The 21,969-nt window shown below is 40.6% G+C and carries 10 protein-coding genes; 6 read left to right on the top strand and 4 right to left on the bottom strand.

Going from position 1 to position 21,969, the window contains the following annotated elements; translation table 11 throughout:
- Positions 1-158 precede the first annotated feature (158 nt).
- Entirely contained in the window at positions 159-1,439 is a 1,281-nt protein-coding gene (gene pepB / locus GYM74_RS00755; protein WP_220218617.1) for an aminopeptidase PepB, read from the bottom strand.
- A gap of 101 nt (positions 1,440-1,540) precedes the next feature.
- Here pepB and GYM74_RS00750 point away from each other — a divergent pair, with 101 nt between their 5' ends.
- Positions 1,541-2,314, top strand: coding sequence for a tyrosine-protein phosphatase (locus GYM74_RS00750; protein ID WP_220218616.1), 774 nt, complete (start codon positions 1,541-1,543; stop codon positions 2,312-2,314).
- Positions 2,315-2,385: 71 nt separating this feature from the next.
- On the opposite strand, the gene GYM74_RS00745 is transcribed toward GYM74_RS00750, so the two are convergent.
- Positions 2,386-3,003 (bottom strand): 4'-phosphopantetheinyl transferase superfamily protein, encoded by a 618-nt coding sequence (locus tag GYM74_RS00745; protein WP_220218615.1) that lies wholly within the window; start codon positions 3,001-3,003, stop codon positions 2,386-2,388.
- Positions 3,004-3,100: 97 nt separating this feature from the next.
- Between GYM74_RS00745 and metC the strand changes: the two genes are divergently transcribed.
- Positions 3,101-4,318, top strand: a complete 1,218-nt coding sequence (gene metC / locus GYM74_RS00740; RefSeq protein WP_220218614.1) for a cystathionine beta-lyase — start codon at positions 3,101-3,103, stop codon at positions 4,316-4,318.
- A gap of 64 nt (positions 4,319-4,382) precedes the next feature.
- Positions 4,383-5,672 (top strand): tRNA lysidine(34) synthetase TilS, encoded by a 1,290-nt coding sequence (tilS, locus tag GYM74_RS00735; RefSeq protein ID WP_370634040.1) that lies wholly within the window; start codon positions 4,383-4,385, stop codon positions 5,670-5,672.
- A 94-nt stretch (positions 5,673-5,766) separates the two neighbouring features.
- Here tilS and GYM74_RS00730 read toward each other — a convergent pair whose 3' ends face one another.
- A complete protein-coding gene (locus tag GYM74_RS00730; RefSeq protein WP_220218612.1) occupies positions 5,767-7,956 on the bottom strand; it encodes a cation-translocating P-type ATPase in 2,190 nt (729 codons plus the stop codon).
- A gap of 323 nt (positions 7,957-8,279) precedes the next feature.
- On the opposite strand from GYM74_RS00730, the gene GYM74_RS00725 reads away from it, so the two are divergent.
- Positions 8,280-8,606, top strand: coding sequence for a helix-turn-helix domain-containing protein (locus tag GYM74_RS00725; RefSeq protein WP_220219606.1), 327 nt, complete (start codon positions 8,280-8,282; stop codon positions 8,604-8,606).
- Positions 8,607-8,708: 102 nt separating this feature from the next.
- Here the strand turns inward: GYM74_RS00725 and suhB are convergent, their stop codons facing one another.
- Positions 8,709-9,512: an inositol-1-monophosphatase gene (gene suhB, locus GYM74_RS00720; RefSeq protein ID WP_220219605.1), complete on the bottom strand. Its 804-nt coding sequence runs from the start codon at positions 9,510-9,512 to the stop codon at positions 8,709-8,711.
- A gap of 278 nt (positions 9,513-9,790) precedes the next feature.
- Between suhB and GYM74_RS00715 the strand changes: the two genes are divergently transcribed.
- Both GYM74_RS00715 and GYM74_RS00710 read left to right on the top strand, forming a co-directional pair.
- Positions 9,791-11,491: a ShlB/FhaC/HecB family hemolysin secretion/activation protein gene (locus GYM74_RS00715; RefSeq protein WP_220218611.1), complete on the top strand. Its 1,701-nt coding sequence runs from the start codon at positions 9,791-9,793 to the stop codon at positions 11,489-11,491.
- Positions 11,492-11,579: 88 nt separating this feature from the next.
- Positions 11,580-21,965, top strand: coding sequence for a hemagglutinin repeat-containing protein (locus GYM74_RS00710; RefSeq protein WP_220218610.1), 10,386 nt, complete (start codon positions 11,580-11,582; stop codon positions 21,963-21,965).
- The last annotated feature ends 4 nt before the right edge of the window (positions 21,966-21,969 follow it).

The following is a 21,969-nucleotide window of genomic DNA, read 5'->3' as shown; positions in this document are numbered from 1 at the left end:
TGAAATATAATAATTTACTTATTTTTTTGCTAGCAAACGAGTAAAATGCAAAAGACATTAATAAAAGCCTTTTGCAAATCAACAATGCTTCGATAAGCAGTTAATAATCTCCTAAGATAAGCTAACTTGAGAATAAATTGACTTGTAATATCAATCATTTATTTTAAAGTACTTAATAGGTTAGCAATGGTTCTTACACCAATACCCGTTGCTCCCGTTGCCCACAATGCGCTAGCGCTTTTACGGAATGTTGCTGAACAGTCGATGTGCAGCCAGTTTTGTTTATAATTTTTAATAAAATATGACAAAAATGCCGCTGCTGTGCTGGCACCAGCCGTATTAGGTAATCCGGAATTGGCTATATCGGCAAATGAGGAAGGGAACTGGGAGCGATGAAACTCCGCTAATGGTAAACGCCAAAAGGCTTCATGCTCGATTTCACTACTCACCAATAGCGCATTAGCTAATTTATCATCAAACGAGAGTAACGATTGATAGTCATTACCGACAGCAATTTTTGCAGCGCCGGTTAATGTTGCACAATCAATAATATAACGAGGTTTATCTTTGTCAGCACTGATTAATCCGTCAGCTAAAACTAAACGACCTTCAGCATCGGTGTTATCAATTTCAACTGTTTTACCGTTGCGATAACGGATAATATCACCAAGTTTAAAGGCGTTACCACTGACTAAGTTATCTGCACAACATAAGTAAAGTTTAATACGATGATTGACACCTCGTGCAATAGCGAGTGCTAAAGCGCTGGTAACCAGAGCTGCACCACCCATATCGGCACGCATCGACTCCATAAAGCTACTCGGTTTTAGGCTGTAGCCCCCCGAATCAAAGGTGATACCTTTACCAACTAAACAAGCAACGATAGGCGCTTTTGGATTTTGGCTCGGGTTATAGTCAAGTTCAAGTAGTGCCGCCGGCCTATCCGATCCTTTCCCCACAGTATAAATACCCATATAATCATGCGTTTTTAATGCTTCGCCTGTGATAATATTGTATTTTATATCAGATGAATAAGTGCTAATTAATTTGGCGCTTTGGGTGGCTAATTCAAGAGGACTTAATGTTTCAGCGGGTTGGTTAACAATATCACGACACCAATCAATAATGGCTAGGCGGTGTTTGAGTTCTTGTTTATCTTCAGTACTAAGTTTTGGCCAACTCACTTTATTATTATTTTTAGCATTACGATAACCTAACCAAAAATGCCAGCAAGATTCTAAATCCCAGCCACTTCCACTGAGTTTAATCGAGTTAATGCCTTGATTATCAAGTTTACGCCCTGCCCGTTGAATTGCACCTAAGCGATGTTCAGTTTTATAGTGAATAGTAATAGACTCTTGGCAATAGCTCAGTAGCGCATCTTTACCCCACTGTGGTTGCGCAACTTGATCAGAAAGTAAAATAGATAATGTAGACATAATAAGCACCTCGATAAGTAATAAAGCAAAAACAATGGCTTAATTCTAATCAGAAACATGTTAATATAGCAAGCGAAGTTAAGCATAAATAAGGAACAGCAATGACATCGGTTATACCTATTAAAAATGGCATCAATTTTCGTGATTTAGGCGGCATTAAAACCAAAGATGGGCGGCAAGTTCGCTCTGGCATGTTATATCGGGCTGGGGAATGTTCTCGCCTCACAGAGGATGAAAAAAAATTCTTGTCTGACGAATTAAAGTTACATTATGTTTTAGATTATCGTGATCAACATGAAATCGATCGCCACCCTGATAATTTATGGGCTGATAGTCATTATATTAATGTACCGGCCAATCCATTAAATAACGAAATTACCGCAAGTTTAACCAGTGATCTAAAAAACGATATCACGGTGTTAAAAAAATATTCCCCTCATGAGTTTATGCTTAAACTTTATCAGCTTTTACCGTTTAATAATCTTGCTTATCAGACACTTATTTCAACACTATTTAAAGCCAATGGTAGACCGTTAGTCCAACATTGTGCAGTTGGCAAAGACAGAACAGGCATCGGTGTGGCATTAGTTTTATTTGCTTTAGGCGTTAGTGAAGAGGTGGTTATGCAAGATTACTTACTCACTGAACAGTGCTTACAAACGTTTCGAGAACAGACGCTTAACCAACAAAAAAGCCAATTAACACCGGAAGAGTTTGAAAAGCAAAAAGCGATCTTTGCTACCAAAAAAGAGTATTTAAGCGCTGCAATTACGGCTATTAAAGAGCGTTATAACACTATCGATAACTGGTTAGCGCAAGAGTATGATCTCGACCAAAAAAACAGAGAAATATTGCAAAATATCTATCTTGTTTAAAGCTTAACAGCCTGTTTACTCATTTGACTAAGATGATTTGTTAGAATTTATCCGGTAAGTCATCAAGTTAATTACGTGTTTAACACAAAATGAGTAATCGGCTTATCGCAATTGACCGCAAGATGAATATCATCCACCTGCTGATATTGATAATAAAAGTGACCGCCAAAAGGTGCACTAATCATCTTGTTAGCCAGATCAATTTTTACCGATTTCATTTGCCACACCCCTTTGGCATAGAGCTTTAAGGCCGACTCTTTTAACGTCCAAAGTTGCCAAAAAGCGGATAGTTCATCTTGTTGTGTGCGCATCCATTGACATTCGGTATCAGCAAAAAAATTTTTTGCTACCTTCTGATAATTTTTTCGTGGACGTGCCACTTCGATATCTAACCCAACTTTACCGGTTAATGAAATCGCCACAGCCACGCTGTCTTGACTGTGGCTAATATTAAAATCCGGCAGATTAGAATCTAAAAAACAGGGGCGAGCATTATCGCCAATTATCATTGTTGGCAAAGTTGCGATCTGACAATATTGATTGAGCAAACTGGCTAGTATGGAACGACAGGCTAAAAACTGTTTTTTACGTCGCTCATTCATTTTATTAGCATCATTAATAATTTGCTCAGATAACAACGAATAGTTAATTGCCACGCTATTGAGATTGGCAAGTTGGACAATTAGCATGATTGAAAAGCCAGTATTGATAAAAATTATTTTTTACTATTTTAACAGCATGCTATGCTAATTGTTATTAAAATTTATCAGATAGCAAGGATACGTCATGTCATTACAAACCAAATTAGTCAATGCTGGTCGCAAAAAACGCTATACTCAAGGTGCAGTAAATCCGGTTATCCAACGAGCCTCATCGTTAGTATTTGACTCTATTGCAGCCAAAAAAGAAGCGACCGAAAATCGCACTAATGGCGCACTCTTTTATGGACGTCGAGGCACATTAACCCATTTCTCGCTGCAAGATGCCTTGACTGAAATTGAAGGTGGTGCAGGATGTTACCTTTACCCGTGTGGTGCAGCAGCCATTGCCAATGCGATTTTGGCTTTTGTAAAAACCGGCGACCATATTTTGGTATCTGAAGCCAGTTACGAACCGACTCAAGAGTTTTGTAATCATATTTTAAAAGATTTAGGTGTTGAAACCGATTACTTTTCACCTTTAGTTGGCCGTTATATCACAAACCACATCAAACCAAATACTAAAGTGGTGTTTTTAGAGTCGCCAAGCTCAATTACGATGGAAATCCATGATGTGCCCGCTATTGTGAAAGCAATCAGGAACATTAATCCGCAAATAGTCATTATAATGGATAATACCTGGGCTGCTGGCGTGCTATTTAAAGCGTTAGATCATGATATTGATATCTCAATTCAAGCAGGCACTAAATATTTAATTGGTCACTCCGATGCGATGCTCGGCACTGCTGTTGCTAATGAGCGATGCTGGGATAGATTGCGAGAACGCTCTTATTTAATGGGTCAAATGTGTGATGCAGATACCGCTTATATGGCAGCACGAGGTTTACGCACTTTAGCAGTCAGACTTAAACAACATCATGAAAGTGGCTTAAAAGTAGCAAAATGGCTGGCGGCTCATCCTAAAGTCGCGACCGTTAATCACCCTGCCTTAGCAAGTTGCAAAGGACATGAGTTTTTTGCCCGTGACTTTACCGGTGCAAGTGGTTTATTTTCATTTGTGCTAAACGACCATTTAAATGATGTACAGCTTTCCGACTTTTTAGATAATTTAACCCATTTTTCAATGGCTTATTCATGGGGTGGGTTTGAGTCATTAATTTTAGCCAATCAACCCGAAGAGCTAGCCAAAATCCGACCGGTTTCTGGAGTCAGCTTTGACGGAACGCTCATTCGGTTACATATCGGGCTTGAAGATCCCGATGATTTAATTGCTGATCTATCCGCTGGTTTAGACCGAATTAAGTTAAATAAAAATAAAGCAAATGCCCTACAAAGCTTAATATGATCAAAATTTAGTATGATTAAAAGCTTAGTGTGATTAAATAACAATGAAAAATCAAAGCCAAACGATGATTGATCAAAGCATTGAACAGGCGATTTTAGATCATATCAAAAATCGTCAATCGCTACTGGTTGCTTACAGTGGTGGCGTGGATTCAACGGTGCTATTACATGCGCTTACCCAATTGAAACAACAGCAACGACCAGACTTACAACTCAGCGCAATTTATATTCATCATGGCTTAAGTCAAAATGCCGATAGCTGGGCAAGGCATTGCCAACAGCAGTGCCAAATATGGCAAGTACCGCTCATTATTGAAAAAGTTCGGCTCGATCCTATGGCGGGTAATATTGAACAGCAAGCTCGAAATGCTCGTTATCAAGCAATTTATCGTCACCTAAAAAGCGATCAGATGCTATGCACAGCCCAGCATCTTGATGACCAATGCGAAACTTTTTTGTTAGCGCTAAAACGGGGCAGCGGGCCAGCCGGTTTATCGGCAATGCCGGTTGAAAGCAACAGGCATCTTAGACCATTATTGACGATCTCACGCCAACAAATCGAAGCGTACGCCAACTGGCATCAATTAACTTGGATAGAAGATGAAAGCAATCAAGATGACCATTATGACCGTAACTTTCTACGATTAAAGGTGTTACCACTTATCAATCAGCGCTGGCCACAGTTTTCCCAAATGGTTGCCCGAAGTGCTTCACTTTGCCAACAACAAGAAGCGTTAATTAACGAGCTGTTAGATAACGATTTTCACCAACTATTGACAACGCAAGGTCAGCTACGTTTGTCGCCGTTAATCAATTATTCAGAATATAAACGCAATGCGATTTTGCGCATGTGGTTTCGACAACAAGGCGTGATGATGCCGAGTCAAAAACAGCTGGCATTAATTTGGCAAACGGTCGTTGAAGCAAAGGAAGATGCTAATCCAAAATTTGTTTTGCATAACAAACAAATTCGCCGTTATCAAAATCAACTTTATCTGTTGCCACTGTATGATGATACTGAACACTTAGTCATCAATTGGGATCTCACTTCGCCTTTAGTGTTACCGGATAATATCGGTCAGTTACAATCTCATTACCAGCACGATTTAAATTGTCGCCTACCTCAAGCCGACGAGGCAGTTACCGTACGTTTTCATGCGCAAGGTCGATTGCAAATAGTTAATCGGCAAGGGTCAAGAGCGATCAAAAAAATATGGCAAGAACACCAGATCCCACCATGGATGCGCACACGTACTCCTTTGATTTACTATAACGAACAACTTATTTGTGCCGTTGGCGTGTTTGTCACTGAGCAAGGCAAAGGATCGCAAATTAATTTTAGTGTGACCGAATAAATAAAATGCTTTTAAGCAACTCAAGCAGAAACTTGAGCAGAAACGTAATCAATAAGGGGCATAATTGCCCCTTAACTTATAACTAACCATTCGCTTACTTAGTTTCTGCCCTTGCCTTCCAGCGTTTAAGTAATAAAGCATTGGTGACAACACTGACACTACTTAATGCCATAGCAGCGCCGGCTATCATTGGATTTAAAAAGCCCAATGCGGCTAATGGAATACCAATTAAGTTATAAAAAAACGCCCAAAATAGGTTTTGTTTGATCTTATTATAAGTTCGGCGGGAAATATCAATCGCATCAGCAATAAGATACAAATTACCACGCATTAAGGTAATACTTGCTGCATGCATTGCCACATCTGTCCCCGTCCCCATTGCTATACCAATATCAGCAGCTGCCAAAGCGGGAGCATCATTAATACCGTCGCCAACCATTGCTACTCGATTATTGGTATTAGTATGACTCTCTTTTTGTAATTGATAGATATAATTAGCTTTGTCCTGTGGTAACACTTCTGCAATAACTTTATCTAGGCCTAACTGCTGCCCTACCGAATTTGCAGCTTGTTGATTATCACCGGTTAGCATAACGGTATTAACATGTAATTGATGTAGTGCATCAATAGCATTTTTGGCTTCGGGTTTTATCACATCAGCAAAACCAAATAAAGCCAGTATCGCTACACCATTTTCAGATTGTTGCTTAGCTAAAAATGAGATGGTATAACCTTTCGCAGTAAGCTCACTGATTTTATCATCCATATCAACAAAATAGGCATTTAATGACTTCATCCAGCGTAAACTACCTAAATAATATTCGGTATTATCAATGGTTGCCATGACCCCCGATCCGGTGACAGAGGTAATATTTTGGGCATAATCGTACTGTTTTGCTTTAGACAAGATAGCTTTAGCTAATGGGTGCTCACTGCCCGCTTGCATAGATGCCGCAAGCGATAAGATTTGATCGGGCGTCTCAGTGCCAATTACATCCATTTCGACCAGTTCAGGTTTACCTAGGGTTAATGTGCCGGTTTTATCGAATGCGACGGTATTAATATTGTGCAATGTTTCTAAGGCTTCAGCATCTTTAATTAAAATGCCTTGTCGAGCAGCCACGCCTGTTCCAACCATGATCGCTGTTGGCGTGGCTAAACCTAAAGCACACGGGCAAGCAATAACTAATACGGCAACAGCATGCAGTAATGCTTGTTGCCAATCATGATACATCACGCCCCATGCCAGTAAGGTAATTAAAGCGATAATCAAAATTACCGGCACAAAGATTGCACTAATACGATCAACAATGCGTTGAATTGGCGCTTTTTTAGCTTGCGCAGATTCAACCATTTGAATAATTTTTGCCAGGGTCGAGTCGGCTTCAACCGCTGTGGTTTTGACTAACAATAACCCTTCACCATTAATGGTACCGCCGGTAACCGTACTATTTACGGTTTTATTCACCGGTAAACTTTCCCCGGTCAACATCGATTCATCACAGCTCGAAGCACCTTCAATAACAATACCGTCGACCGCAATACGCTCACCGGGTTTGATAATAACTATATCATCCACCTTCACTTGATTGATCGGTAAACTTACTTGTTGATCGCCTCGTTTAACTAACGCTAGTTCAGGCCTTAAGGCGGAAAGTGCTTCGATCGCTTGGGTGGTTTGGTGTTTTGCTCTTGACTCGAGCCATTTACCAAACAAAATCAGGGTAATAATTACAACTGATGATTCAAAATAGAGATGATCATAATCGCCATTAATCAGTTGATATAGTGACAAACCATAAGCCGCACTGGTACCCATTGCCACTAATAAATCCATATTACCCGTTAACGCTTTTAGTGCCTTAAAAGCACTACGATAGAATTTAGCCCCCAGACCAAATTGAACAATCGAAGCCAGCACAAGTTGTAACCATGCTGGCATCATCAAATGAATATTAAATGGCTCAAGTAGCATCGGCACAACAAATGGAATAGCCAAAATAACCGATAACACAATCGGCCAAAGTGACGCTTGTTTCTCTTCATCTTTGGCGTGTGTTTGTTGATCGGTAATTTCCACCGCATGATAACCGGCTTTATCCACCGCCGACATTAGCGTTTCTAATTTAACATTGGCATTGGCAGTCACGTTTGCTTTTTCGGTGGCAAGATTGACACTGGCATCGATTACACCATCAATTTTTTTTAATGCTTTTTCAACTCGGCTGACGCATGATGCGCAACTCATATCTTCAACAAAAAATTGATATTCAACTGTTTTCATTTGACGCATCCTTCAATAATTAGTGTTGTTTTGATTTATTATATTCACTAAGAAACCGTTTTATTTGACGCTATCGTTATAATATAAATAATCTATCTAAAACCAAATATATCTTATTTATCCAAAAGATCTTATTTTTACAGGTTGTATTGATAGCCATTTTAATACTAATTGTATTATTAACAAGAATGCACTTTTTTGATATATACTATCCAAAAAGATACTGTTAAGACATTAACGTGAACAATCCTATAGCTAAAATCGATGAACGCGAACCACATTCGCAACCAACTATCTGTTGCCCGGTCGAAACAACCTTAAATATGATTGGTGGAAAATATAAAGCTTTGATTTTATGGCAACTGATGACAAACAAAACATTAAGGTTTTCGCAGCTGCGTAAACAAATCCCTTGCGCCACGCCAAAAATGCTAACTGCGCAATTACGTGAACTTGAATCGCATCAGCTAATTAATCGAAAAGTTTTCCCGGTTGTGCCACCGAAAGTCGAATATTCCTTAACCGCATTTGGTGAAAGTATTCAACCGGTACTGCAAGCTATGTATAAATGGGGTAGTCACTGCTTAAACAATCAAGGATTGAATGTTAATTGCTCAATGGAGCCAATGCCAGCCAAACAAAAAAGATAAATAATTGATTGGTACTATGTAGGCATTTCTTATTATAGCTAAAGCAAAATACACAGCCGCAACCAAAAAGAACAGAGCATTATCACTCTGTTCTAATAAGCATTAGCCTCGTAAGTTTTCCGGCCAATCGTTTTGGGTAGAAACCAGCAAATCTTTCACAACACGTGGATTACCGGCAACAATATTGCCCGATACCATGTAGTTATTTCCGCCGGCAAAATCGGTAATAACGCCACCAGCTTCACGTAAAATTAACTCGCCTGCGGCAATATCCCATGGTTTTAAACCGATTTCAAAAAAGCCATCTAAACGACCCGCTGCCACATAAGCCAAATCTAGTGCCGCTGACCCACTACGACGAAAATCACCACATTTGGTAAATAATTTTTGTAGTACTGCAAAATAGCTATCGCTGTATTGCTTTGCTTTAAATGGAAAAGCTGTTGCCAGTACGCTTCCTTCTAAATCTTTAGCATTACTAACACGAATTCGGTAGCCATTAAGCTGCGCACCTTTACCACGTGCCGCAGTAAATAGCTCGTTACTCATTGGATTATAGACAACCGCCACTTCGGTTTTACCTTTCACTCGAGCAGCAATAGACACCGCAAAATGGGGAATATTTTTAATAAAATTGGTGGTACCATCAATTGGATCGATTACCCACTGCGTATCGGCATCATTACCTTTAGCAAGGCCGCTTTCTTCAGCAATAATAGTATGATCTGGATAAGCTTTTTTAATTGTTTCAATAATCAAAGCTTCAGCCGCTCGATCTGCATTAGTTGCAAAATCATTAGCACCTTTAGTGTTAATTTCGATTGAACTCGGGTTTTCATAAGCCTTAATGGCAACATTACCTGCTTTACGCGCAGCACGAATAGCAATATTAAGCATCGGATGCATAATTTTCTTCCAATTGATGATGTTAAAGAACGGGGTAAAAATAAGTATGGTCTTTGCCATACACAAAATTATGTCTAGTATAAAGCTTTTGCCCTATCTTTGCCAGTCTATGTTGAGATTGATATTTAATTTACCTTAGCTTAACCCATTGAGTACATTTATACCGAACCGATAACTTATCTATTTTTACCCAAAAACACTTATCGTTTTTAAATAGACTATTTATTAGTCATATGTTAATATTCCAAAAAAGGATTTTTATTAAATTTTGATTTTATATGGATTTTTTATTTAAACATAGCTGTATTGCGGCTGTAACAATCGTATTAACATCACCCATAGCATTAGCTCAATTGCCTGCTACGCAACAGTTGGGTGATATACAACTGATTCATCAACAAGAGCGCCAAAAGGCTTTAGAAGAATCATTAAATACCACTGCTCCCGATATTCATTTGCTTCCGCCGACAACCAGTGTCAATGTGTTAAATTTTCCGCAAGAGTCTTTGTGTTTCAATATTGATCAGGTTCAATTGCTTGAGCGTGATAAATTACCCTGGTTTGTTCCTTTAAACAAGCTTGCCCAACAAGCAGAGCATCGCTGTTTAGGCGCTAAAGGGGTGAACATTTTAATGAGCGCCATTCAAGATCGCTTAGTCAGCTATGGCTATATTACAACAAGAGTGGTTGTGCCGGAGCAGGATTTAACCCAAGGGGTGTTAAAATTACTCCTGGTTGAAGGTAAAGTGAGACATATACGCTACACCGATGACAGTGATAAATATGCGCAACTTTACACCGCGATGCCGGCAAGAGAAGGGAAAATCTTAAATTTACGTGATATTGAGCAAGGGCTTGAAAATCTTCAGCGCATACCAACAGTCAGCACGCAAATGCAATTAGTCCCGGGTGATAAGCCGGGTGAAAGCGATATTATGATTAGTCGCAAGCAGACAAAAATGTGGCGATTAGGGTTATCGATTGATGACTCGGGCACCAAAGCTACCGGTCGTGATCAGGGCGGTGCCACTTTATATCTGGACAACCTGTTATCATTGAGTGATTCGTTTTATGGATCAATAGGACATGATTTAAACGGAAAAGGCGAATACGGCTCCCGTAACTTTTTATTGTCCTATTCGGTACCTTTCGGCTATTGGACGCTCAATACATCATTATCCGGTAATAAATATCATCAAACTGTAGCCGGGCAAAATGTCAATTATCAGTACAGTGGGCGCAGCCGTAATGCCAATATCCAACTTAGCCGCGTTATTCACCGTAATGAGTCACAAAAAACAACCTTAAGCTATGGCCTTTCACTGCGCCAATCGCATAACTATATCAATAATACGGAGCTTGAAGTTCAACAGCGCAAAACCACACATTGGCAATTGGGTTTACAGCATCGACACTATATTAAAGATATCACGTTAGATGCGGGTATAACTTACCAAAAAGGCGTACGTTGGTTTAATGCTAAAAAAGCACCGGAAGAAAAAAGCCCGGAAAATAGCGGCAGTCCCCTGTCAGAGATCTTTTTAGTTAACTTTTCAGCCAATGTCCCATTTAGTTTGGCTGAGCAACCGTTTCGCTATCGATTAGATTATCAGGGGCAATATACCCGAGGCGGGGATTTAACCTCACCTGAACAGTTTTCAATCGGCGGACGTTGGAGTGTACGCGGTTTTGATGGCGAGCTTACCTTGAAAGCCGATCGAGGCTGGTATTTACGTAATGAGTTTGCCTGGCAAGCACCGCTTAATCACGAGCCTTATCTGGGTATTGATACCGGTGAAGTATCCGGTACCAAAAGTGAGTACCTGCTTGGCCGACATTTAACCGGTGGCGTAGTTGGTGTGCGGGGCAATAATTATGGATTCTATTATGACGTCTTTGCCGGTAAGCCAATTCGCAAACCGAAAGGATTTAAAACCAATCCATTGACGTTAGGTTTTAATATCAATTGGAATTATTAACTGAGTATTGCGTGAATTACACATCGTATACCCGACCAGTTATACATGGAAATAAGTAATAAACAGAATGGAATGAAGGAATTAAAAAATGAATAAGCACCTATATCGAGTCATTTTTAATAAAAAACGCGGTATCCAAATGGTTGTCGCCGATATTGCTAAAACGCCTAATGGTCATGAAAAAGCCAATAAAGAAGATAAACAATCATTATTCAAATCCTGTTTATTTGCATTGCAACCGATAAGCTTATTCGTATCTATCTCGTTAGGCTTTGTATCTATCATCTCACCAGCCTATGGTAATAATATTGTTGTTGATAATCAGGCAAATAAAAATCAGCAACCGCAAGTGATCTCGGCGGCAAATGGTGTCACCCAAATTAATATACAAACGCCGAATAATAAAGGTCTTTCACACAATAAATACACCCAATTTGATGTCTCACAGCAAGGGGTAATTTTAAACAACAGCAGCAAAATCAATCAAACCCAGATTGGCGGTTATGTTCAAGGTAATGAAAACTTAAAAACAACCGGTCCGGCTAAAATTATCTTAAATGAAGTCAATTCACGTAATCCAAGCCAACTAAATGGCGTGATTGAAGTTGCCGGCCAAAAAGCGCAAGTGATTATCGCTAACCCTTCGGGTATTACCTGTCATGGCTGTGGCTTTATTAACGCTAATCGAGGCACCTTAACCACCGGTACCCCGACTATCGATAATGGTGAATTAACCGGTTACCGGGTTGAACAAGGACATATTAATGTCACCGGTAAAGGGCTCGATGGCTCAACGCAAAGCTATACCGATTTAATTGCCCGCTCAGTATCGATTAATGCTGCGGTATGGGCAAATGAAGCCAATGTTATCACCGGTAAAAATCAAGTCAGCCGTGATACCAAAAACGTTACTGCGTTAGACGGTACTCATACCGAAGATAAACCCGAAGTATCGATCGATGTTTCACAATTTGGCGGCATGTATGCCGGTCAAATCAACATGATTGGTACCGAAAAAGGCGTTGGGGTACACAATGCCGGCGAACTTGGCGCAAGCTCAGATAATATCGTGATTCGTGCAGACGGAAAAATTATTAATACCGGTACATTACAAGCGCAGAAAGATATCACCTTAAACAGTCAGCAAGATATCACTAATCGCCGTCAGATCTACAGTAAACAAAATATTAAATTAAATAGTCAAAATGCGATCACCAATGAAGGGGCAATCATCGCTCAACATGATATTACCTTAAATGCCCAAAAAATCGACAGCACTGAGGCAAGTCGAGTTGCCGCCGGCATTAATGAGCAAGGAAAACTGATCCATAATAAAGGTAATATTTCCGGCACCGCAAATGACATCAATTTCAACGGTAAAAACAGTGCCGGCCAGACACTATCGCTCAATGCCAAGAACAATCTGAATCTGAATAACAGTCAAACTTATGCCAATAAGCTGCATTTGACCGGTGAAGAGAATATTTCTCTCAATTCGGCAAAAATTCAGACAGAGCAACAATTACAGTTATCAAATAACCAACAAATCGATATTGATAACGCCACAGTGCAAGCTAAACAAGGGATTGAAATACAAACCAATAAGCTCACTGCCGACCATAGCCAACTGTTAGCGCAAGAGTCTATCACCTTAAAAGCAGATCAAATAAAAGCGCAAGCAGCAGACCTTAACACTAATAGTACCATTGATATCCAGGCCAATGATGTGCAGATGCAATCGGGTAACTTAAGTGCTAAAGGGGAAATTTCACTATCGGCAAATAACGCCATTATGGATAATTTACAGGCCGTTACTGAGCAATCATTAGCAATTACCGCACAAACGTTATCCACGCAAGAAGCCAATATACAAGCCGGGCAAGATATCTATGTTGAAGCCAATACCATCGAAAACGCTTCAAGCTTTATCCGATCGAATGGGCCGATTAATTACTACTTTAATCGCTTAAATAATCAAGGCGCCACCTTAGTCAGCGGCCGGGAAATCAGCCTGACCGGTGATAACCTGTTTAATGAAAAGGGTAAATTGCAAGGTACCGGCAACATTCACATTTCAGCTTATCAATTATTTAACAACCAATTTGGTACAATTTTATCAGATAAATCCATCATGGTTTATTCTGAAAAAATCAACAATGATAACGCTAAATTGGTCGCCAATAATGGCTTATTACTCTCTACCCGGCAGTTATCGACCAACAACAGTTATTTGTATGGGAATACTAACATAACATTAGATGCGGAAAAGCAATTGAGTGCCAAAGGCGCAACTCTTTATTCCGAAGGCATCATTGCATTAGACAGTGAGCAAATTGATTTAACCGATGCTTCTGTCAGTGCTAAGGACGATATTAACGTTAGCGGTCAGCAACAGAACTTAACCAAAAGTGAGTTTTTATCCAACGGTCAAATCAATTTGGACGCCACGACCATTGAAGCTGACGATGCGGTTATCAGAGCGGCCAAAGATCTATCCATTAAAGCTTTAAAGCTGGCATCATTCAACCGTGGTCAATTGTACGCTAACCAACAACTGAATCTGACAGCGGCACAAGCCAACACCCATCATTCAACGCTTTATGCCATAAATGGCATGACGATCAACACGACCGAACTCAATAACCAGGACGGCAAATGGATCAGTGGCGGTCATGTTGCAATATTCGCCAAATACTTTAATAACCAATACACCAATATTCAGGCTGAAAAAGACCTGACTATTGACAGTGAGCAGTTAGATAACCGTGAAGCAACCTTAATATCTTTCAAAAATCTGGCCATAAATACCCAGGATCTCGACAACACAAAAGCGCGAATTCAGGCAAGTAAAATTAGTATTAATGCCAATAACATCATCAACAGCGCTGCTCGATTTTTGGGTGTGCAATCTATTACCCTAAAATCCAACCAGTTAGATAATCAAAAAGCGCAATTATCCAGTCATGGCATCATTAATCTAACCAGCGATGTTATGGATAATCGATCGAGTGTGATTCAGGCTAAACAAGGCATTGAGATTAAAAGCAAGCAACTTAGCAGTGACCTTGCGCAGTATGTTTCTGAAGGTGATTTCACTATCAACAGTGAAAACGCCTCACTCAATCAAGCCTCGCTTGGCAGTAAAGGCAATATGCAAATTAATACACAGCACGTTTTAGCGTTACAAAATGCCCAACTGGTTGCTGAAAAAAATATGCAAATTCGCGCTGAGCAAATCAATACCACGGAAAGTGAAATTGGCGCACAAGGCAATATCGATGTTGACGCCTCAACGCTGATTAATAACCAGGCTAAATGGCAGGCGAAGCAGAATATCAACATTAACGCTAACCAATTTGATAACTCAGGGGCTCAACTTGTTTCAGATCAATCCATAACTATTCACAGCCAGCAACTGAATAATGATCAAGCGGCGTTGAGTGCTAAAGACAATATGACGATCGAGGCACAAACCGTCGAGAATGCCGAGGCTAAATTATTTAGCGGTCAATCAATTACCGTTGATTCAACTAAACTCAATAATCAAGACGCCGTGTTTAAAGCCGATAATGCAATAACGATCAATAATCAGGCGTTTAACAACGCTAATGCGACTTTAGTGGCAAATGCGGCCATAAAAATAGCCACCAAAGCACTGAATAATGCTAATGCAACATTACAATCGCAAACAGAAATTGCGGTCAAAGCCGATCAATTTGACAATCAGTCCGCCTTACTGCTTTCCGGTAAAAACGGTACCAATATTGAAAGCCAAACACTCAATAACCAACAAGCAAAAATATTAACGCAAGGCGATTTGACCATTAAGGCTGACGACATTGCCAACCAAAATGCCAAATTAGTGGCGGATAAAGCGATATCGATTCAAACCAATCAAATCAATAACCAACAAGCTGATTTACAAGCCAAAGGTAATATCGACATAAATGCTGAAACGCTTGATAATGAGTCGGCCAATGTGGTGTCGGAAAACACTATTACTTTCGATGTGGCAAATGGTATCAACAACCGTTTTGCTGAGCTGACCGCTAGTGGCGCCATTAAACTCGCTTCATTAAATGGTCATATTGAAAATCAACATGCCAAATTATTGTCTAATAACGGTATTTCATTACAGGCAATCAATATTGATAACCAATCCGCCTCGTTTAAAACCAATGGTCTTGTTGATATTAAGGCACAGCAAATTAATAACCGCCAATCTCACTATGTGGCAGAAAATATCCTGCTCGAAAGCAACGCTTTAAACAATCAGTTAGCCAGTTTAACCGCCAATAATAAAATTATTATTGATGCTAAGGACTTTGATAACGATCAAGGTTATTTACTCTCTGACAACTTATTGCTCAAAACAAAATCATTTCGTGGTAATGGTACGATTAAAACGAAAAATGATTTATCGCTTGAGTTAGAAGACAGTTTTGTTAATGACAGTGAAATTACCGCGAATGGTCACTTATCGATTAGCAGTGAACATGACATCATCAATAAAAACAAAATTACAGCCGGCAAACAAGTCAGCTTAAAAAGCCAACAACTTATCAATGAACAACAAGCAGAAATTAGTGCCGATTATCTGGCATTAAATCATCAAAATGCCACCAACTATGGCCTAATTAATGGCACAACCGCAATTATTGACAGTAACACATTAAATAACTTACAAACCGGTCGAATCTATGCCGATAATTTAGCCATTAACGCCATAACGCTGAATAATCGGGCACAAAATGGTACTGCGCCGGTCATTGCTGCCCGACAAAATTTTCATTTAGGGGTCAATACGCTCAATAACTATGCGCATGCTCAGTTATTGAGTCTGGGTGATTTTATTATTGGCGGCGAACTTGATGAACATTACAATGTAAAAGGTCAAGCCGAACTGATTGAAAACCATTCAGCAACCATTGAATCACACGGCAATTTATTGATTAATGCGAAGGTCATTAATAATATTAATGACCATATTGTCACTGAAATGCGCCAAAGTGACGAGCCTCCGGAACATGAACTTTATTTTCAAACGGCAGAGGGGGACGGCCAAACCAAATATTTACCTGAGGACGTACTTTTTCGCATATGGAATATTGATCTGTATTTTGAAGGTATTAAAGGTCTAGAAGGGTTTTATTGTGATAAAAAGGGGGGTCGATGCTACTATCGTTGGAACGACATTCCCGATTATATAAAACATAACCGTGAATCGATACTACAAAGGTTTAGTGCGAAATCTAAAGGCGTACACGCAATCGTAAACTCTTGGGAATATGATATATATAAACAGAAATATCATACGGTTTTGCTCGAAACAGATCCAAGTAAAATCACCGCCACCGGTAATATTACGATACAAGGACAAACGTTAAATAATCACGACAGTAAAATTATTGCCGGTAAAAATGTCAATATTAATGTCGATCAGTTAAACAATATCTCGCAAGAGGCTGTCACAAAATATGTTTATTCCGGGAAGTATTATCACCGTACTCATAAGCACAAAGATGACTATAGATGTTATGAGCGAGATTTTACAAAAGCCGATGAAGTCGTTATTGATAATGCATTAAATACGAATATTTTAGATCATCAAATATTTGAGCAGGCTCAATTAAACGATACCGCTCGTCAACCAACAACGGTTGAAAATACCCATCAACATGTTGATATTAATCAGCCTGTTCAAGATTCAGCTAAGCAACACGAAAAACAGATTGATAACCCGCATTTTGGGCACGATAATACCACGGCGGTTAACGCGACAATCGATAAACAGGAGGTTATCACCTCTGCAAATACCCCTGTCGATAATAATATTGATGACCATTTAAATCAGCAAAGCCAACAGGCGGATCATGCCGATTTAGCCACCGCCGATAAGGATATCACCCCGCCTAAAACTATCAGCATTTATGAGCCTAATTTAACCCTGCCGGATAACAGTTTATGGATCGTCAATAAAGATACCGATAAAAATTATATTATTGAAACCGACCCTAACTTTACTCAGCGTAAGAAATGGTTAAGTTCAGACTATATGTTAAGTCGCTTAAAAGCCGATCCGGACTCGGTGCTTAAGCGCTTAGGTGACGGTTATTATGAGCAACAACTGATTAAGGAACAAATCGTTGGTTTGACCGGTCATCGCTATTTGCAAGGCTATGAAAATGATTTAGCGCAGTATCAAGCCTTAATGGATGCCGGTATTAGCTTTGCTAATCAATACGGTATTGCGCCGGGGGTGGAGCTGTCTGCTGAGCAGATGAAAGCGTTAACCACTGATATGGTTTTGTTGGTGAAAAAGCAGGTGGTCATTAATAATCAAGCAATCGATGTTTTAGTGCCGCAGGTTTACATTGTTAACCGCACTGAGCTCAGCCATGACGGTGCGTTAATTGCCGGTGATAATGTCTTTATTAAAGGTCAGGCGCTTAATAGCAGTGGATTAATTAATGCGAAAAAAGATATTCAGTTATCCGGCAATAATGTCACCAATAGTGGCACGGTATTCGGTGAGCGGGTGGCAATCGATGCAAAAAATGATATTACCAATTACGGGAAGTTAGTCGGTGATAAGCTGGTTTATTTATCTGCCGATAATGATATCAATCTTCTGTCCAGTACCCGCACGCAAATCCGTGGTAATAATGTCACCACCAATATCGACCAGGCCAGTATCATTCAGGTGAATAATGGCAATATTGTTATCGATGCCGGGCATGATATTCATGCTAAAGCCGGCTGGATTATTAATAATGCGGAGACAGGCAATACGTCGTTGCACGCCGGTCATGATATTCGCTTTACTGCCGCTGAGATTGAAGAGAAGTTAGATTTAGGGGGCGGCAAACATTATCGTAAAAGCCATGAACACAATGTCGTTGGCAGTGAAATCAGTGCCGCCAATAATGTGACGTTAAGTGCCGGGCATGATATTGATGCCAAAACGGTCGATATTGCTGCCGGTAAGCAATTAGGGCTTTATGCCGATAATGATATCGCTATCGGGACGTCGTCTGAGCGATTTGAGTTAGATGAGTTCCATAAGAGTTCAAGCAAAGGCTTTTTAAATAAAACGACCACCACCACGCAGACGCAAATCGATAATACCACCGAAAAAGGCAGTCAGCTCTATGGCGATAGTGTCACTATTGCCGCCGGGAATAATTTAAGTGTCACCGGTAGTCAGGTGGTCGGTACTCACGATGTCAATCTGAAGGCGGGCAATAATATTGATATTGATGCCGCCGAGGAGTCTTATTACCGTAAACAAGAGACAAAGACGAAAAAATCCGGGCTGATGAGTAGCGGCGGTATCGGGGTGACCATTGGTCATGAGAAAGAAAATCTGAAACAGACCGATAGCGAGCAAGCCTATTTAGGCAGTACCGTCGGCAGCACTGAGGGTAATGTGAGCATTCAGGCCGGTAAGGATATTACCGTCAAAGGCAGTGATATTATTGCCAAGCAGGATGTGAACTTAACCGGTGAGAATGTGGCTATCGAGGCACTTGATGCCAAAACCACCTATAACGAGCAGTACACTTATGAGAAATCCGGACTGACCATTGCGTTAACCGGTACGGCAGCAGATATGTATGAAGCGGCCAAAGCGGTTGAGCGGGCGAAAGAGAAAGGCAATGATAAGTTATTAGCCCTGCAATCGATTAAATCTGCGCTGACCGCACTTGAAGCGATTGAAGATTTGCAGCTGCAAAATCAGCAAGGTCAAAAACAGGCATCAATCGGTGTCAGTGTGATGGTGGGCACGCAGCGCACTGAGCGGGAGGTCAATCAGGAGCAACATAATGTTATCAGTAGCGGGGTCTCTGCCGGGCAGAATATTCATATCACCGCAACCGGTGATGCAAATGAGCAAGGCGGGGATATCACCTTAAAAGGCAGTGAGGTGAAAGCCGGCAATGATATTAATCTGACCGCTAACCGGGATGTGAATGTGATTGGTGCGGTCAATACGCAGCACAGTGACCGGGATGAGAAAAGCTACGGCGGTGGCGTGGGCATTCAGCTTCAGTTTGGTGGCGATGAAAGTGGTCTGCGGTTTAAAGCCAACGGTAACTTTAGTCGGGAGCGGGAAAACGCTGACGGCAGTGCCTGGACCGAGAGTGTGATTGATGCTAAAAATCAACTCAATATCAAAACCGGTCATGATGTGAATGTGGTCGGTGGTCAGTTAAAAGGGGATACGGTGAAGATGAATGTGGGCAATAATCTTAACATTCAGTCACTGCAAGATACCGATAATTATGATTATGAAAAAATCAGTGCTTCAGTCAGCGGCACCGCCGGTTATGGTGGGGTGAGTGCGAACGGCTCGTTATCGGCCACGGAAATGGAAAGTAAATGGGCGAGTGTGACTGACCAGTCGGGTATCTTTGCCGGTAAAGGCGGCTATGATATTACGGTCGGCAATAACACGGACTTAAAAGGCGCGGTGATTGCCTCGAAAGCGGAAGATACCAGTAAAAACAAACTTGATACCGGCACTATCAGCTTCAGTGATATTAAAAATAAAGCTGACTTTAAAGTGACCCATGTTGCCATTAGTGGTGGCACGGCCGGTCCCGGTGCGCCAACGGCATTTAAAGACAGTGACAGTGACTCAAGCACCACCAAATCAGCGGTGGAAAAAGGCGAGTTAATCATCCGCAATCAGGACCAGCAAAAACAGGATATTAACGGCTTAAGCCGGGATACGGACAGTGCCAATAATCCGCTCAAACAGATTTTTGATAAGCAAAAAGAGCTGGATAAAATTGAGACGGTTGAGCTGATTAAAGATATTGCCCAACAGGCTAAAAGTGTGGTGAAGAAATATGACCGCATTGAGGCACAAAAAGAGGTGGATAAAAACAAGGATGCGTTAATCCGGGCGGAAGCAGAAAAGCAATATAAACATTTAAGTGATGAGGAAAAAGCGAAATACGCCTCATTTGAACAATATTATAGCGCAAATGAAGACTCCATTTATTACGCGCTGGTTGATACTCAGCTAAAAGCCAATAAAGATAAAAATCTGGGCACAATGGGCGGTAATGTCAGTAAAGGGATTGATACCGCTATGGCGATTGTAACCGGGGTGATCACCGGTGATATTGCCGGTAGTCTGGCGGGTGCCAGTGCGCCGTGGATTGCCGAGCAAATCAAACTGCATACCGGTCATCAAGATGAAAAAGGTAACTGGGTGACCGATGATATCGCCGGCAACTTAATTGCCCATGCGATACTTGGCGCCGTTGTTGCTGAGCTGCAAGGTGGCCCGTCGATTGCCGGTGGGGCCGGAGCGGTTGTCGGTGAGCTGGCGGCAAAACTGATTCGTGAGCAACTCTACGGTAAAGACGTTAAAGACTTAACCGAAGCCGAAAAACAAAACATCAGCGCCCTCGCCCAGCTGGCAGCCGGCCTGGCGATTGCCGCCGGTGGCGGTGATACCGGCGCTGCCGGTGCGGCAATTGCTGCCGGGAAGAATGCGGTTGAGAATAACTTGTTGAGTAATGAACGGGGCGTCGAAAAACTTGATAAAGAAAGTAAAGAACTCTATGAAAAAATTAAAGGTATTGTAGGTTATGATGAGGTGGATAAATTACAACTACAATATATAGGATGTAATGATAGCGAATGTAAAAATGATGCTTATAATACTTATATCCTAAAAGAACAAGAAGCTGGTCAAAAACTGGTTGATTTGTATAGATCTGGTGAATTAACTAAAGCAGATTATGAACAATTTGTAACATGGTATACTAATTCAATGCTTGCTGGCGTTGAGCAAGGTAAGGTTGATAATAAGTATGGTCATGCATTTATTGATTGGGATGTTTATGATGCATCATCAATGTTTTGGACACCAAGTGGATTAATTGGTAATCCATATCTTGACGAAATAAGAACTAGAATTTTACTAGATGAATGGCGCGCTAATGGCCTATCTGATACAGAAATTCAGGAAAAATTCCTTAAAGATAATGTATTAGGTGCGTTCGGCTCAGGTCCTGATATAAGTAATATTGCCTATCAAATTCGCAATAATGAATTAAGTCTTGATGATGGATTGATGTTAGCTTCGGCTGCTGCTTTTGGTAAGTTTACTGATGCAGCAAGTAAAGGGAAAAGTATTGAACAAACATTAAAGCCTGTAAAAAGTTGGGAACAAGCGAGGAACAATGCTTTAAATATTGTTGGTGATTTAGGTGTCGACTCAAAACCAGTTATAGGAAGACTTGAAATTAGTGCGGGTTATGGAAAAACAATTGGTCGACAATCAAACGACGGAAAAATAGGTTGGCGAGTTGACTTTGATCCTGAAAAAGGTACTCATATTAATATATGGGATTATTCTCAAGGTAAAGGTCCAGGTAAAGCTATCAAGCAAGTAATTCCATTTGATGGTAACGAAAAAACATTTGAAACAATATTAAAACAGCTAAATAGGTAAATTG

This window comes from Gilliamella sp. ESL0405 (genome assembly GCF_019469205.1).
GTDB lineage: Bacteria > Pseudomonadota > Gammaproteobacteria > Enterobacterales > Orbaceae > Gilliamella.
Note: the sequence above shows the minus strand (reverse complement) of the source record. Positions and strands in the feature narration are given on the sequence as shown.

Excerpts from the sequence above, each read along its gene's own strand:
- suhB (WP_220219605.1), bottom strand. The coding sequence starts at position 9,512 with ATGCATCCGATGCTTAATATTGCTATTCGTGCTGCGCGTAAAGCAGGT.
- GYM74_RS00750 (WP_220218616.1), top strand. The coding sequence starts at position 1,541 with ATGACATCGGTTATACCTATTAAAAATGGCATCAATTTTCGTGATTTA.
- GYM74_RS00715 (WP_220218611.1), top strand. The coding sequence starts at position 9,791 with ATGGATTTTTTATTTAAACATAGCTGTATTGCGGCTGTAACAATCGTA.
- GYM74_RS00745 (WP_220218615.1), bottom strand. The coding sequence starts at position 3,003 with ATGCTAATTGTCCAACTTGCCAATCTCAATAGCGTGGCAATTAACTAT.
- GYM74_RS00710 (WP_220218610.1), top strand. The coding sequence starts at position 11,580 with ATGAATAAGCACCTATATCGAGTCATTTTTAATAAAAAACGCGGTATC.
- tilS (WP_370634040.1), top strand. The coding sequence starts at position 4,383 with ATGATTGATCAAAGCATTGAACAGGCGATTTTAGATCATATCAAAAAT.
- metC (WP_220218614.1), top strand. The coding sequence starts at position 3,101 with ATGTCATTACAAACCAAATTAGTCAATGCTGGTCGCAAAAAACGCTAT.
- GYM74_RS00725 (WP_220219606.1), top strand. The coding sequence starts at position 8,280 with ATGATTGGTGGAAAATATAAAGCTTTGATTTTATGGCAACTGATGACA.
- pepB (WP_220218617.1), bottom strand. The coding sequence starts at position 1,439 with ATGTCTACATTATCTATTTTACTTTCTGATCAAGTTGCGCAACCACAG.
- GYM74_RS00730 (WP_220218612.1), bottom strand. The coding sequence starts at position 7,956 with ATGAAAACAGTTGAATATCAATTTTTTGTTGAAGATATGAGTTGCGCA.